This is a genomic window from Streptomyces sp. MnatMP-M17, assembly GCF_900091995.1.
Classification (GTDB): domain Bacteria; phylum Actinomycetota; class Actinomycetes; order Streptomycetales; family Streptomycetaceae; genus Streptomyces.
The window spans coordinates 1-14242 of the sequence record NZ_FMDK01000573.1; the positions used below are offsets into that span (position 1 = coordinate 1).

Below are 14242 nucleotides of genomic sequence, written 5' to 3' on the forward strand. Positions count from 1 at the left end.
CGCCACCCGCCGCAGGCGCGGGCGCTTCGAGGACCGGGCCGCCGCCTGGGATCGGTGCCGAGGCGGCGCGCGGAGCGCCGGTCCGGCTGAACGGGCCACGGAGGAAACTCACCTGACCCGCGCTCGCGGTGACCGCGAGATCCACCTTTCCGTCGCCGTCGAAGTCGCCGCAGACCGGGTGGTCGGGCCATTCGTTGCCGAAGCGCGCCTTGCCCGGTATCTGGAGGACCACCGCCCTGCCGTCCAGTCCGGTGGGGCCGCCGAAGAGGATCTGGAGCGGTACGGGCGGCATACCGTTGCCGTCGTACGGCGGATCCGTGGCGATGATCAGATCGCCGAACCCGTCCTGATCCAGATCGCACGCCGCCTCCGCGTCGAACGCGGCCGGGAGCACGCCCGCCACCCGGGCACCGTGCGTACGCGGACTGATGGTCTGACGTGTCGCAGGATCGATACCGGCGCCGATATCGGCGCCGATACCGGCGTCGGCCCCGGAAGCCTTCCCCCGGCCCGAAGCGCCCTTGCCGCCGCCCCCGGCCGTTCCGTACACGATCCCGATGCCCGCGTCATCGCCGTACGAGTCGCCCGGCGCCTTGACCAGGTCGTTCAGTACGAGATCACGGTGGCCGTCGCCGTTGAAGTCGTCCGGGAGGCGGCTGCCCCGGCCGGGCGGGACCGGGCGGCGTACGGCACCGGCCTTGCCCGTCAACGGGGCCGTGTCGCCGTTCTTGGCCTTCGTCCTCCCGCTCCCGGCGGGCTGGTCCGGCCCGGCCGTACATCCCGCCAGCAGCATCGCCGTACAGACGAGGGCGCAGACACCGGCGTTCCCCACAGTTCCCGCGACGAACGTTCTCGCGATGCGTATCCGCACGACCGACCTCGCCCCATCCGTCCCGTACAGCCCATCCGTACAACCAGGCACACATGATGCTCTCGTACGACCGTAGAACGAAAGCAAACAAGCGAGAGTGAACGAGAGCGAACGAGCGCGAGCGAACGCGAGCGACGCTTCGACAGAAAGCGCGGGCGGCGCTCCAACAGAAACAGCCGGACCTGACTCCCAGACAGGTCCGGCTGTTCCCACCCACTACGGGCTTGTGCGCAGGGCTACTTCACCGGCTCCGGCTCCGGATCCGGCGCGCTCTCCCGCTCCTCCGACCCGGCCGGGCCCGCGGGCGTCCGTACCGAGTCGAGCAGCAGCTGCGCCACATCCACCACCTGGAGCGACTCCTTCGCCTGCCCCTCGTTCTTCTTCCCGTTGACGGAGTCGGTCAGCATCACCAGACAGAACGGGCACGCCGTCGAGACGATGTCCGGATTCAGCGAAAGCGCCTCGTCCACCCGCTCGTTGTTGATGCGCTTGCCGATCCGCTCCTCCATCCACATCCGTGCGCCGCCCGCGCCACAGCAGAAGCCGCGCTCCTTGTGGCGGTGCATCTCCTCGTTCCGCAGGCCGGGCACCTTCGCGATGATCTCGCGCGGCGGTGTGTAGACCTTGTTGTGGCGGCCGAGATAGCAGGGATCGTGGTACGTGATGAGTCCCTCGACCGGTGTCACGGGCACCAGCTTGCCCTCGTCCACGAGGTGCTGGAGCAACTGGGTGTGGTGGATGACCTCGTACTCACCGCCGAGCTGCGGGTACTCGTTCGCGATCGTGTTGAAGCAGTGCGGACAGGTCGCGACGATCTTCTTGGACCCCTTGGGCTTCTTCGTCGCGGCGTCGACCTTGCCGTCCTCGTCGAGGGACTCGCCGAACGCCATGTTCAGCATCGCGACATTCTCCTGGCCGAGCTGCTGGAACAGCGGCTCATTGCCCAGCCGGCGGGCCGAGTCGCCCGTGCACTTCTCGTCGCCGCCCATGATCGCGAACGAGACGCCCGCGATGTGCAGCAGCTCGGCGAAGGCCTTGGTGGTCTTCTTGGCCCGGTCCTCCAGCGCGCCCGCGCAGCCGACCCAGTAGAGGTAGTCGACCTCCGAGAGATCCTCGACGTCCTTACCGACGACCGGTACCTCGAAGTCGACCTCCTTCGTCCACTCCAGACGCTGCTTCTTGGCCAGACCCCAGGGATTGCCCTTCTTCTCCAGGTTCTTGAGCATCGTCCCGGCCTCGCTCGGGAAGGCGCTCTCGATCATCACCTGGTACCGGCGCATATCGACGATGTGGTCGACATGCTCGATGTCGACCGGGCACTGCTCCACGCACGCACCGCAGGTGGTGCAGGACCAGAGCACATCCGGATCGATGACGCCGCCCACGGCGAAGCCGCTGTCGGACGCGGTCTCCAGCGTCCCGATCAGCGGGCGCTCGGCCTCCGCGAGGGCCGCGGCCGGCACACCGGCCAACTGCTCCGCGGAGGCCTTCTCCTCGCCCTCCATGGTCTTGCCGCCACCGGCCAGCAGATACGGCGCCTTGGCGTGAGCGTGGTCGCGCAGCGACATGATCAGCAGCTTGGGCGAGAGCGGCTTGCCCGTGTTCCAGGCCGGGCACTGCGACTGGCAGCGACCGCACTCCGTACAGGTGGAGAAGTCGAGGATGCCCTTCCAGGAGAAGTGCTCGATCTGGGAGACACCGAAGACGTCGTCCTCGCCAGGGTCCTCGAAGTCGATCTCCTTGCCGCCGCTGGTCATCGGCAGCAGCGCGCCGAGCGCCGTGGAGCCGTCGGCCTCGCGCTTGAACCAGATGTTCGGGAAGGCGAGGAAGCGGTGCCAGGCCACACCCATGTCGGTCTTGAGCGCGACCGTGATCATCCAGACGAAGGACGTCCCGATCTTGATCATCGCGACCAGATAGACCAGATTCTGGAGAGTGCCGAGACCGAGTCCCTTGAACGCCGCGACCAGCGGATACGAGACGAGATACGCCGCCTGGTACGAGTCCGCGTGGTGCAGCGCGCCCTCCAGACCGCGCAGGACGAGGATCGCCACACCGATGATCAGGATGACGGCCTCTACGAAGTACGCCTGCCCGAAGTTGGAGCCCGCGAAGCGTGACTTGCGGCCGGCCCGGCTGGGCAGCGAGAGCTGACGGATGACGATCAGCGTCAGGATGCCGAGCGTCGTCAGCAGACCGATCAGCTCGACGAAGACCTCGTACGGAGTCCAGTCGCCGATGACCGGCAGCAGCCAGTCGGCCCTGAAGAGCTGCCCGAAGGCGTTCACCAAGGTCAGTACGAGCGTGAAGAAGCCGACCGCGACGAACCAGTGCGCCACACCGACGACACCCCAGCGGTTCATCCGGGTGTGACCGAGGAACTCCTTGGCGACCGTCAGGGTGCGCTGGGCCGGTTCGTCCGTCCGCGTGCCCGCGGGGACGGCCTGGCCGAGCTTCACGAAGCGGTAGATCTGCGCGATGGCTCGGCCGAACAGCGCGACACCGACGACGGCGAGTACCAGCGACACGGTGATCGCGGCGAGTTGCATTTGGGGGCTCCTCGGGCCTGCGAGGGTGGGAAATCCGCACACTACTAAGCGGTAACTTAATCGGTCTGTGGCTGAGGTTACCCACTTATCCCGCCGCAATGTAGCGGCGGAGCCGGTGATCTGTGTCGCTCAGTGGTCAGTACCCAGTCTCCACCCGCGCCTCAGCTTCCACCTGGGCCTCAACTTCCTCCCGAGCCTCAGCTTCCACTCGGGTCCCCGCTTCTGTCCGCGGTCCCGTTGCCGGCCGGCGCTCCCACCGGTGCGGGCGCTCCCGCCTGCGCCCCGACCGGATGTCTGCCCGTACTCGTCGCCTGGCTGCGTCTGGCGTGCGGCAGCCCGGCGTCCGGTCGTACGGCGCCCAGCCAGTAGGCGTCCGACCGGGAGTACGGCAGGGCCAGCCGTCGCGGAAGGCGTCGCGGCAGACGCCGGGAGGCCTGCGCGGACCGCGAGGACTGCCAGGGAAGCCGCAGTGTGAGCCGCCGGGTGTGCGCCTTGCAGAGCGCCGGGAGCGTATGGGCCAGGATCGCCAGATCGAGTCCGAGCCAGTGGTGTTCCACATAGTGCTGGTCGAGCAGTGGTGCCTCGTCCCATGGCAGCGGCGAGTGCCGCCGCACCTGCGCCAGGCCCGTCAGACCGGGCCGTACGAGCTGTCGCCACGGCGCCGCGCCGGCGGCGGAGCCGACCTTCAGCGGCGCGGGCCCCACCAGGGACAGATCGCCTCGTACGACATGGGGAAGCCGGGAGAGCAGATCCAGCCGGAATCGCCGGGTGGCCAGGGAACTCAGGATGAAGGGCCGTCCGTTGAGCCCTGTGCGGTAGTCACGCAGGAAAACGCCGTTGGCAGGCCGGGACAGTGCGAGGACGAGGGCGGCTGCCGTGAGCAGAGGCGCGGCCAGCACCAAGAGGGCCGAGCCGAGTGTCAGATCCAGAAGGCGCTTGGGTTCCAGGCGGTGCTGCGGGCGCCACATCATGCGTCGCTTCAAGGTCACACCTGACCGTTTCTGTGCGTTCTGTTATTTTCCGGATTCTTTGAGGCTTACATGGCTTTTGACTCATTCGAGGTATTTGATACAGAACGATCGCATGGAGGAGGCGCGCAAACCGGGGGCAACCCGCCGGGCGCAAGGCATCCGCACATTAGTTGAGTCGACTCGACTCAGGTCCTTTGACTCTCCGGGATCTGTGATGCATCCTTGAGCCTGTTCCACTCAAGTCAGTTGGAGGAATCGAAATGGCACGTGCGGTCGGCATCGACCTGGGCACGACAAATTCCGTCGTCAGCGTTCTGGAAGGCGGCGAGCCCACCGTCATCACCAACGCCGAGGGCGCCAGGACCACGCCGTCCGTCGTCGCCTTCGCCAAGAACGGCGAGGTGCTCGTCGGCGAGGTCGCGAAGCGCCAGGCGGTTACGAACGTCGACAGGACCATCCGGTCGGTCAAGCGCCACATGGGCACCGACTGGAAGATCAATCTGGACGGCAAGGACTTCAACCCGCAGCAGATCTCGGCCTTCGTACTGCAGAAGCTGAAGCGGGACGCCGAGTCGTACCTGGGCGAGAAGGTCACCGACGCGGTGATCACCGTCCCCGCGTACTTCAACGACTCGGAGCGCCAGGCCACGAAGGAGGCCGGCGAGATCGCGGGCCTCAATGTGCTCCGTATCGTCAACGAGCCGACGGCCGCCGCCCTGGCCTACGGGCTCGACAAGGACGACCAGACAATCCTCGTCTTCGACCTCGGTGGCGGCACGTTCGACGTCTCGCTGCTGGAGATCGGCGACGGCGTGGTCGAGGTGAAGGCCACCAACGGTGACAACCACCTCGGTGGTGACGACTGGGACCAGCGCGTCGTCGACTTCCTGGTGAAGCAGTTCGCCAACGGCCACGGTGTGGACCTGTCCAAGGACAAGATGGCTCTCCAGCGTCTCCGCGAGGCCGCGGAGAAGGCGAAGATCGAGCTGTCGTCGTCCTCCGAGACGACGATCAACCTTCCGTACATCACGGCGTCGGCCGAGGGCCCGCTGCACCTGGACGAGAAGATCAGCCGGTCCCAGTTCCAGCAGCTCACCTCGGACCTGCTGGACCGCTGCAAGACTCCGTTCCACAACGTCATCAAGGACGCCGGGATCCAGCTCTCCGAGATCGACCATGTCGTGCTGGTCGGCGGCTCGACCCGGATGCCCGCAGTCGCGGAGCTGGTCAAGGAGCTGACCGGCGGGCGGGACGCCAACAAGGGCGTCAACCCGGACGAGGTCGTCGCCATCGGCGCCGCGCTCCAGGCCGGTGTCCTCAAGGGCGAGGTCAAGGACGTCCTGCTCCTCGACGTGACCCCGCTGTCCCTCGGCATCGAGACCAAGGGCGGCATCATGACCAAGCTCATCGAGCGGAACACGACGATTCCGACGAAGCGCTCGGAGATCTTCACCACGGCCGAGGACAACCAGCCGTCGGTGCAGATCCAGGTCTACCAGGGCGAGCGCGAGATCGCGGCGTACAACAAGAAGCTCGGGATGTTCGAGCTGACCGGTCTGCCGCCGGCCCCGCGCGGTGTGCCGCAGATCGAGGTCGCCTTCGACATCGACGCCAACGGCATCATGCATGTGGCCGCGAAGGACCTCGGCACCGGCAAGGAGCAGAAGATGACCGTCACCGGCGGCTCCTCGCTGCCGAAGGACGAGGTCAACCGGATGCGCGAAGAGGCCGAGCAGTACGCGGACGAGGACCACCGCCGCCGCGAGGCCGCCGAGACGCGCAACCAGGCCGAGCAGCTCGTCTACCAGACGGAGAAGTTCCTCAAGGACAACGAGGACAAGGTCCCCGGCGACGTCAAGGCCGAGGTCGAGGTCTCCGTCGGCGAGCTGAAGGAGAAGCTCAAGGGCGAGGACACCGCGGAGATCCGTACCTCCACGGAGAAGCTCGCGGCCGTCTCCCAGAAGCTCGGCCAGGCGATGTACGCGGACGCCCAGGCCAGTGCCGCCGCGGGCGGTGCCGACGGCGCCGCGGGCGCCGGACAGGCCCAGGCCGACGACGATGTCGTCGACGCCGAGATCGTGGACGACGAGAGGCCCAAGAAGGACGGTGCGGCGTGACCGAGGAGACCCCGGGCTTCGACGAGAAGCCCGACGTCCCCTCCGGCGCCAACCACGACGACGCCACGCCGGGCGCCGCCGAGCCGGACTCCCTCAAGGATCCGGGCCCGGCGGCCTCGGCCGGGGACGTACAGGAAGTAGCCCTGAAGGCACAGCTCGACCAGGTCCGGATGGCGCTCAACGAGCGCACGATGGATCTCCAGCGTCTTCAGGCGGAGTATCAGAACTACCGCAGGCGGGTGGAGCGCGACCGCGTCACGGTCAAGGAGATCGCGGTGGCGAGTCTGCTGACCGAGCTGCTGCCCGTGCTCGACGACATCGGCCGGGCGCGGGACCACGAGGAACTGGTCGGCGGCTTCAAGTCGGTGGCCGAGTCGCTGGAGACGGTCGTCGCGAAGCTGGGCCTCCAGCAGTTCGGTACGGAGGGCGAGCCCTTCGACCCGACGGTCCACGAGGCCCTGATGCACTCGTACGCGCCGGATGTCACGGAGACGACGTGCGTCGCGATCCTCCAGCCTGGGTACCGGTTCGGCGAGCGGACGATCCGGCCCGCCCGGGTCGCGGTGGCCGAGCCCCAGCCCGGGGCCCAGCCCAAGTCCGCGGACGAGCAGGCGGAGTCGGCGAACGACAAGGAGAGCGGTGGCCCGGACGAGGGCTGACGCGGCGTCGGACGGCGGTGCGGCGCCGGGCGGTGCCGTACCGCCCGGCAGCAGTGGCGGTAGCGGTGTGGGTGGCGGAGAGGAGGGACGTCGGGAATGAGCACGAAGGACTTCGTGGAGAAGGACTACTACAAGGTTCTCGGGGTACCCAAGGACGCCACCGAGGCGGAGATCAAGAAGGCGTACCGCAAGCTGGCGCGCGAGTTCCACCCGGACGCCAACAAGGGCGACGCCAAGGCCGAGGAGCGCTTCAAGCAGGTCTCCGAGGCGAATGACGTCCTCGGCGATCCCAAGCGGCGCAAGGAGTACGACGAGGCGCGCGCCCTCTTCGGCAACGGCGGATTCCGGCCGGGACCCGGCGCGGGCGGCAACGGCTCGTTCAACTTCGACCTGGGCGATCTCTTCGGCGGCGGCCAGGGCGGTACGCAGACGGGACCGGGCGCCGGCGGCTTCGGCGGCGGGCTCGGCGATGTCTTCGGCGGCCTCTTCAACCGCGGTGGGACGGGCACGCGTACGCAGCCGCGCCGCGGCCAGGACATCGAGTCCGAGGTGACGCTCAGCTTCACCGAGGCGGTCGACGGGGCCACGGTCCCGCTGCGAATGTCCAGCCAGGCGCCCTGCAAGGCCTGTTCGGGCACGGGCGACAAGAACGGCACTCCGCGGGTCTGCCCGACCTGTGTGGGCACCGGACAGGTCTCGCGCGGCAGCGGTGGCGGATTCTCGCTGACCGATCCGTGTGTGGACTGCAAGGGCCGTGGGCTGATCGCCCAGGATCCCTGCGAGGTCTGCAAGGGCAGCGGACGTGCCAGGTCCTCGCGGACGATGCAGGTCCGGATTCCGGCGGGCGTCAGCGACAGCCAGCGGATCCGGCTGCGCGGCAAGGGCGCTCCCGGCGAGCGCGGCGGTCCCGCGGGCGATCTCTATGTGGTCGTGCATGTGGACGCCCACCCGGTCTTCGGCCGCAGGGACGACAATCTCACGGTCACCGTGCCCGTCACCTTCACGGAGGCGGCGCTCGGCGGCGAGGTGAAGGTGCCGACGCTGGGCGGTCCGCCGGTCACCCTGAAGCTGCCCGCCGGCACGCCCAACGGCCGCACGATGCGCGCCCGCGGCAAGGGCGCCGTACGCAAGGACGGCACCCGCGGCGACCTGCTGGTCACGGTCGAGGTCGTGGTGCCCAGGGATCTCGGCGCGCAGGCACGTGACGCGCTGGAGGCCTACCGCAAGGCGACCGCGGACGAGGATCCGCGGGCGGAGCTGTTCCAGGCGGCGAAGGGAGCGTGAGTCCGGTGAACGGTGCGGACAGGGTGGACAGGGACGGCCGGCGGCGCAATCCGTACCAGCTCACCGAGGAGACGCCGGTGTATGTCATCTCGGTGGCGGCCCAGCTCTCCGGGCTGCATCCGCAGACGCTCCGGCAGTACGACCGCCTTGGTCTGGTCTGCCCGGACCGCACCGCGGGCCGTGGGCGCCGCTACTCGGCCCGTGACATCGAGCTGCTCCGTCAGGTGCAGCAGTTGTCGCAGGACGAGGGGATCAATCTGGCCGGCATCAAGCGGATCATCGAACTGGAGCACGAGGTCGCCGCGCTCCGGGCCCAGGTCGCCGAGCTCTCGGCGGCGGTGGACGGCGCGGCGGCGGCGATGCGGCAGCGCGAGGCACAGGTGCACGCCTCGTACCGGCGGGATCTGGTGCCGTATCAGGATGTGCAGCAGGCGAGCGCGCTGGTGGTCTGGCGCCCGAAGCGGCCGACGGACTGAGTGACACCGGCGAGCCAGATGCGGTGACTGGCGGGCCGGGTGCGCGGGTTGTGCGCCGGTCGTGCGCGTGCGGCGGCGCTCAGGAGCCGTGTGAAGCTGTGTGGAGCCTTGTGGAGGACCCTCACCCATCGGGTGGGGGTCCTTTCCGTTTCCCCGCTGTGCGCCCGCGTGCGGGGCGCACAGCGCCTCTCAGGGCCGTGCGCCGGGCGCACCCTCTGCGCCTGCCGCGCCCTCCGCCCTCATCGGCATCAGCTCTCCTCCTCGTTCAGGATTCCCGACTGCGCCACCAGATAGCCGAGTTGTGCGCGGCTGCCGCTGCCGAGGGTCGTCGCGAGCTTGGCGATGTGCGCGCGGCAGGTCCGTACGTTCATCCCCAGCCGGCGCGCGATGGCCTCGTCCACATATCCCTCGACCAGTAGCTTCGCTATGGACCGCTGGATGCCCGTGATGCCGTCGGGCGTGGGCTCGTAGGAGACCTGCTCCGTCAGAGGCGTGGCGCGCCGCCAGAGCTGTTCGAAGACCTGCGCCAGATAGTCGACAAGCCCGGGATGGCGCAGTTCCAGCGCTATCTGCCGGTCGGAGCGCGCGGGTATGTACGCGACGGTGCGGTCGAAGATGATCAGACGCTCGATCAGCTCTTCCAACGTCCGGATCTCGACCTTGCCCTCGGCCAGCCGCTCCGCGTATGCGAGCGTGCCCTGGCTGTGCCGGACGGTGTGCTGGTACAGCGTGCGCAGACTGATGCCGCGGTCGACCACATCGCGGCCCCGCTCCAGGGCTTCGGCCAGCGCGTGTTCGCTGCGGCCACCGCCGGGCTGCACTGTCAGTACTTCTGTACGACACTCTGCGGTGGAGAGGTCGAGCGCCGCGTTGATACGGCTCAGGCCCTCCAGAACCGTGATCGCGTGGGTGGTCGGCGGGTCCTGTGCGCTGATCGTCATGAACGGCTCGAAAGAGTCGGTCAGTTCGACGGCGAAGTGCCGGCGTTCCTGGATCTCCCGCTCGATCGGATGGAGGCGCTTGGCGAGCGCCGCGGACGGCGGAACAGGGCGAAGCCAGTCGGCGTCGTCCGGATCGGGGTGCAGAAGAGCGAACTCCATGAGGCATGGAGTCCCCGCGGCCTCGCTCCGGGCTATGCGTCCGGAGCGCAGCGCACTGGCGTAAAGCCGCCTGCCGTCATCACACATATCGGTGACGGCATGGGGATGTGTCGTTTTTGAGTCGTTCGCGGGCAAATCTCCACCCCCCAGGGTCCTGAACATACAGGAACATGATGCCTCGTCCCGGTGGTGTTGACGTGCCCGGGTGAGACATCGTCTACATGGCGGGGGAGAGGAATCCATCAAGTGAGGACGAAGCCGACTATGTACAAGAGAATGCTTCGCGCGGTGGTTGCCACTGCTTTCTCTGCGGCTCTGGCCTATGGCGCGCTGGCTGTCGGGGGGGACATCAGCTGGGACTCCACGCCTGCCGGATCCACTGTCCAGAGTGTCCAGGTTCTGAAGTCGGGTGACATCAGCTGGGACATCGCTCCGAAGGGCACCGGCTCGGACGCGGCGCCGGCGCAAATCGGCCGGGTCCCCGCATCGGCCGACTCGAGCGCGTGACCGTCCCGCCGGACGACCGGGTCTTCCGGCGCGAGATGGCCTCGGCCTACCGGTCGGGGTGGCACTTCATCGATCTCGTCACGGCCATTCCTCACCGTGGCGACTCGCTGATGGTCACCCTGTTCGGCGAGCCGATCGTCGTCGTACGCGAGGAGGACGAGGACGTCCGTGCCTACCGCTGCCTTCGGAGGCCGCGGGGGGCTCCGCAGCCGGTCCGGTGTGCCATCCGTTACGACATGATCTTCGTGAACCTCGACCAACGGGACCACCAACTGGTCGAACCCAAGACCACCATCGCCACCCCCCGCAGCGCCTGAGCGATTCCCCCGTCGTTGTAAATCGCTCCGGCGCTTCCCCCACACAACGGCGCCATCGTGGACCTGAAACACGATGGCGCCGTTGTGCTGTCCGGGTTCGGTCACGGCTTGAGGCCGGCGCGTTCTCACACGCGGCCGAGCGCCCGGTCCAGGGCGATCTCGATGACGATCCGGTCCGGGTTGGGCGTGGGAGTACGCCCGTACCGCTCCGCGTAGCGGCTCACCGCGTCCGCCACCAGCTCCGCCTCCGTACGGACCGTGGCGCGGCCCTCCAGCGTCGCCCAGCGGCCGGGCTTGACCTGGCACACCGCCACCCGCGCGCCCTCAGGACCGGCCGCCAGGATGTTGGCGACCTTGGTGCTGTGTTTGTTGGTGATGATCCGCGCGAGCCCGGCCTCCGGGTCGTACGTCACGCCCACCGGCACCACATGCGGAGTGCCGTCCGGGCGGAGTGTGGTCAGGGTGCACACATGGTGCTCGCGCCAGAACGCGAGAAAATCGGGGCTGGGATCGCGTACGTCGATGGACATACCGGAAGCCTAGGGCGCCAGGTGGGCGAAACCTGCCGGGACCGGGTGCGGACCGGGCTCCCGGTTCAGGCTTGAGTGAAATAGACTCAACTTTGCGCATGTTGCTTCAGTCAAAGCCAGAGAACTTACGACCTGTGCAAGGACATGCAAGGAGGAGAGTGGGCACGTGGACGCCGAGCTGACCAACAAGAGCCGGGACGCGATCAACGCCGCCACCAACCGCGCCGTGGCGGCCGGCCATCCCGATCTGACCCCCGCACATCTGCTGCTGTCGCTGCTCGAAGGCCGGGACAACGAGAACGTCACCGATCTGCTGGCCGCCGTCGGAGTGGACCAGGTGGCGGTACGCTCCGGTGCCGAGCAGGTGCTCGCCGCGCTGCCCAGCGTGGCCGGATCCACCGTCGCGCCTCCGCAGCCCAACCGCGAGATGCTCGCCGTCATCGCGGACGCGGCCCAGCGGGCCAAGGAGCTGGGCGACGAATATCTCTCCACCGAGCATCTGCTCATCGGCATCGCGGCCAAGGGCGGACAGGCCGGGGAGGTGCTGGACCGGCGTGGCGCCGACGCGAAGAAGCTGCTGGACGCGTTCGAGAAGGCAAGGGGAGGGCGCCGGGTGACCACACCCGACCCGGAGGGCCAGTACAAGGCCCTGGAGAAGTTCGGTACCGATTTCACCGCCGCGGCCCGCGCGGGCAGGCTCGACCCCGTCATCGGCCGGGACCAGGAGATCCGGCGTGTGGTGCAGGTGCTGTCACGCCGTACGAAGAACAATCCGGTGCTGATCGGTGAGCCCGGCGTCGGCAAGACCGCCGTGGTCGAGGGACTCGCACAGCGGATCGTCAAGGGCGACGTGCCGGAATCGCTCAAGAACAAGCGGCTGGTTTCGCTGGACCTCGGCGCGATGGTGGCCGGTGCCAAGTACCGCGGTGAGTTCGAGGAGCGCCTCAAGACCGTCCTCTCCGAGATCAAGGCGAGCGACGGACAGATCATCACCTTCATCGACGAACTGCACACCGTCGTGGGCGCGGGCGCCGGCGGCGACTCCGCCATGGACGCCGGCAATATGCTCAAGCCGATGCTGGCGCGCGGTGAGCTGCGTATGGTCGGCGCGACCACGCTGGACGAGTACCGCGAGCGGATCGAGAAGGACGCGGCGCTGGAGCGGCGCTTCCAGCAGGTGCTGGTCGCCGAGCCCACCGTCGAGGACACGATCGCGATCCTGCGCGGGCTCAAGGGCCGGTACGAGGCGCATCACAAGGTACAGATCGCGGACGCGGCCCTGGTCGCCGCCGCGGCGCTCTCCGACCGTTACATCACCTCGCGCTTCCTCCCGGACAAGGCCATCGACCTGGTGGACGAGGCCGCGTCCCGGCTGCGGATGGAGATCGACTCCTCGCCGCTGGAGATCGATGAGCTCCAGCGCGCCGTCGACCGCCTCCGGATGGAGGAACTGGCGCTGAAGAACGAGTCCGACCCGGCCTCCAAGCAGCGGCTGGAGAAGCTGCGCCGCGATCTCGCCGACCGCGAGGAGGAGCTGCGCGGTCTGAACGCCCGCTGGGAGAAGGAGAAGCAGGGCCTCAACCGCGTCGGTGAGCTGAAGGAACGTCTCGACGATCTGCGCGGCCAGGCCGAGCGCGCGCAGCGCGACGGTGACTTCGACACCGCGTCCAAGCTGCTGTACGGGGAGATCCCGGGCCTGGAGCGGGAGCTGAAGGAGGCCGCGGCGGCCGAGCAGGAGGCCGCCAAGGACACGATGGTCAAGGAGGAGGTCGGCCCGGACGACATCGCCGATGTGGTCGGCTCCTGGACCGGGATCCCGGCCGGGCGGCTGCTGGAGGGCGAGACGCAGAAGCTGCTCCGTATGGAACAGGAGCTGGGCGCCCGGCTGATCGGCCAGCTGGAGGCGGTACGCGCGGTCTCCGACGCGGTACGCCGTACCCGCGCCGGGATCGCCGACCCGGACCGGCCCACCGGATCCTTCCTCTTCCTCGGTCCCACCGGCGTCGGCAAGACCGAGCTGGCCAAGGCCCTCGCGGACTTCCTCTTCGACGACGAGCGGGCCATGGTCCGTATCGACATGAGCGAGTACGGCGAGAAGCACTCGGTGGCCCGGCTGGTCGGCGCGCCTCCCGGCTATGTCGGCTACGAGGAGGGCGGCCAGCTCACGGAGGCCGTGCGCAGGCGCCCGTACTCCGTCATCCTGCTGGACGAGGTGGAGAAGGCACACCCGGAGGTCTTCGACATCCTGCTCCAGGTCCTGGACGACGGCAGGCTCACGGACGGTCAGGGGCGGACGGTGGACTTCCGCAACACCATCCTGGTCCTGACGTCGAACCTCGGCAGCCAGTACCTCGTCGAGCCGACCACGACCGAGGAGACGAAGAAGCAGCAGGTCCTGGAGGTGGTGAGGGCCTCCTTCAAGCCGGAGTTCCTGAACCGTCTGGACGATCTGGTGGTCTTCTCCGCCCTGACCAAGGACGATCTGGCGCATATCGCCAAGCTCCAGATCGACCGCCTGGCCCGCCGCCTCGCCGAGCGCCGCCTCACCTTGGACGTCACCCCGGCGGCCCTGGAATGGCTGGCCGACGAGGGCAACGACCCGGCCTACGGCGCCCGCCCACTGCGCCGCCTGGTCCAGACGGCCATCGGCGACCGCCTCGCCAAGGAGATCCTCGCAGGCGAGATCACCGACGGCGACACGGTCCGCGTGGACCGCTTCACGGACGGCCTGATCGTCGGCAAGGCAACGCCAGAGCCCGAGGACCCGGCGGAACAGGCAGGGCCGACAGGGCCGACGGGCAAGACGCTGTAGCGGCCGGTGCCGCCGCTGCTCCGGTGCTTGCGGCTGCCGACAGGCCCGT

At 68.4% G+C, this 14242-nt stretch carries 11 protein-coding genes; 6 read left to right on the plus strand and 5 right to left on the minus strand.

Going from position 1 to position 14242, the window contains the following annotated elements:
- The 3 genes from GA0115259_RS24675 to GA0115259_RS42915 all read right to left on the minus strand — a co-directional run.
- Positions 1 to 871: VCBS repeat-containing protein (locus tag GA0115259_RS24675; protein WP_093601100.1), on the minus strand; the 871-nt coding region annotated here is incomplete at its 3' end.
- A gap of 236 nt (positions 872 to 1107) precedes the next feature.
- On the minus strand, positions 1108 to 3420 hold the full coding sequence (locus tag GA0115259_RS24680; RefSeq protein WP_093601102.1) for a (Fe-S)-binding protein: 2313 nt from the start codon (positions 3418 to 3420) through the stop codon (positions 1108 to 1110).
- A 197-nt stretch (positions 3421 to 3617) separates the two neighbouring features.
- Positions 3618 to 4403 carry a sugar transferase gene (locus tag GA0115259_RS42915; RefSeq protein ID WP_345941033.1) on the minus strand — a complete coding sequence of 262 codons (786 nt, stop codon included), beginning with the start codon at positions 4401 to 4403 and terminating at the stop codon, positions 3618 to 3620.
- A gap of 248 nt (positions 4404 to 4651) precedes the next feature.
- Between GA0115259_RS42915 and dnaK the strand changes: the two genes are divergently transcribed.
- From dnaK to GA0115259_RS24705, 4 genes are all read left to right on the plus strand, one after another.
- The gene (dnaK, locus tag GA0115259_RS24690; protein ID WP_093601106.1) at positions 4652 to 6508 is read left to right on the plus strand and encodes a molecular chaperone DnaK; all 1857 of its coding nucleotides are present in this window, start codon (positions 4652 to 4654) and stop codon (positions 6506 to 6508) included.
- Complete coding sequence (gene grpE, locus GA0115259_RS24695; protein ID WP_093601108.1) at positions 6505 to 7167, plus strand: nucleotide exchange factor GrpE; 663 nt, start codon at positions 6505 to 6507, stop codon at positions 7165 to 7167. The genes dnaK and grpE overlap by 4 nt, the downstream gene beginning before the upstream one ends.
- A gap of 96 nt (positions 7168 to 7263) precedes the next feature.
- Positions 7264 to 8451 carry a molecular chaperone DnaJ gene (gene dnaJ / locus GA0115259_RS24700; protein WP_093601110.1) on the plus strand — a complete coding sequence of 396 codons (1188 nt, stop codon included), beginning with the start codon at positions 7264 to 7266 and terminating at the stop codon, positions 8449 to 8451.
- A 23-nt stretch (positions 8452 to 8474) separates the two neighbouring features.
- Positions 8475 to 8927, plus strand: coding sequence for a heat shock protein transcriptional repressor HspR (locus GA0115259_RS24705; protein WP_093601121.1), 453 nt, complete (start codon positions 8475 to 8477; stop codon positions 8925 to 8927).
- 248 nt (positions 8928 to 9175) lie between these two features.
- Here GA0115259_RS24705 and GA0115259_RS24710 read toward each other — a convergent pair whose 3' ends face one another.
- A complete protein-coding gene (locus GA0115259_RS24710) occupies positions 9176 to 10189 on the minus strand; it encodes a response regulator transcription factor (RefSeq protein ID WP_093601112.1) in 1014 nt (337 codons plus the stop codon).
- Positions 10190 to 10530: 341 nt separating this feature from the next.
- Between GA0115259_RS24710 and GA0115259_RS24720 the strand changes: the two genes are divergently transcribed.
- The gene (locus GA0115259_RS24720; protein ID WP_066951740.1) at positions 10531 to 10851 is read left to right on the plus strand and encodes a Rieske (2Fe-2S) protein; all 321 of its coding nucleotides are present in this window, start codon (positions 10531 to 10533) and stop codon (positions 10849 to 10851) included.
- A gap of 125 nt (positions 10852 to 10976) precedes the next feature.
- On the opposite strand, the gene GA0115259_RS24725 is transcribed toward GA0115259_RS24720, so the two are convergent.
- A complete protein-coding gene (locus GA0115259_RS24725; RefSeq protein ID WP_093601117.1) occupies positions 10977 to 11381 on the minus strand; it encodes a pyridoxamine 5'-phosphate oxidase family protein in 405 nt (134 codons plus the stop codon).
- 166 nt (positions 11382 to 11547) lie between these two features.
- On the opposite strand from GA0115259_RS24725, the gene clpB reads away from it, so the two are divergent.
- On the plus strand, positions 11548 to 14193 hold the full coding sequence (gene clpB, locus GA0115259_RS24730) for an ATP-dependent chaperone ClpB (RefSeq protein ID WP_093601119.1): 2646 nt from the start codon (positions 11548 to 11550) through the stop codon (positions 14191 to 14193).
- Positions 14194 to 14242: the final 49 nt, after the last annotated feature.

What these genes read in the sequence shown, in the direction of transcription:
- dnaJ (WP_093601110.1), top strand. Translation starts at nt 7,264, where the DNA reads ATGAGCACGAAGGACTTCGTGGAGAAGGACTACTACAAGGTTCTCGGG.
- dnaK (WP_093601106.1), top strand. Translation starts at nt 4,652, where the DNA reads ATGGCACGTGCGGTCGGCATCGACCTGGGCACGACAAATTCCGTCGTC.
- GA0115259_RS24710 (WP_093601112.1), bottom strand. Translation starts at nt 10,189, where the DNA reads ATGTTCAGGACCCTGGGGGGTGGAGATTTGCCCGCGAACGACTCAAAA.
- GA0115259_RS24725 (WP_093601117.1), bottom strand. Translation starts at nt 11,381, where the DNA reads ATGTCCATCGACGTACGCGATCCCAGCCCCGATTTTCTCGCGTTCTGG.
- GA0115259_RS24680 (WP_093601102.1), bottom strand. Translation starts at nt 3,420, where the DNA reads ATGCAACTCGCCGCGATCACCGTGTCGCTGGTACTCGCCGTCGTCGGT.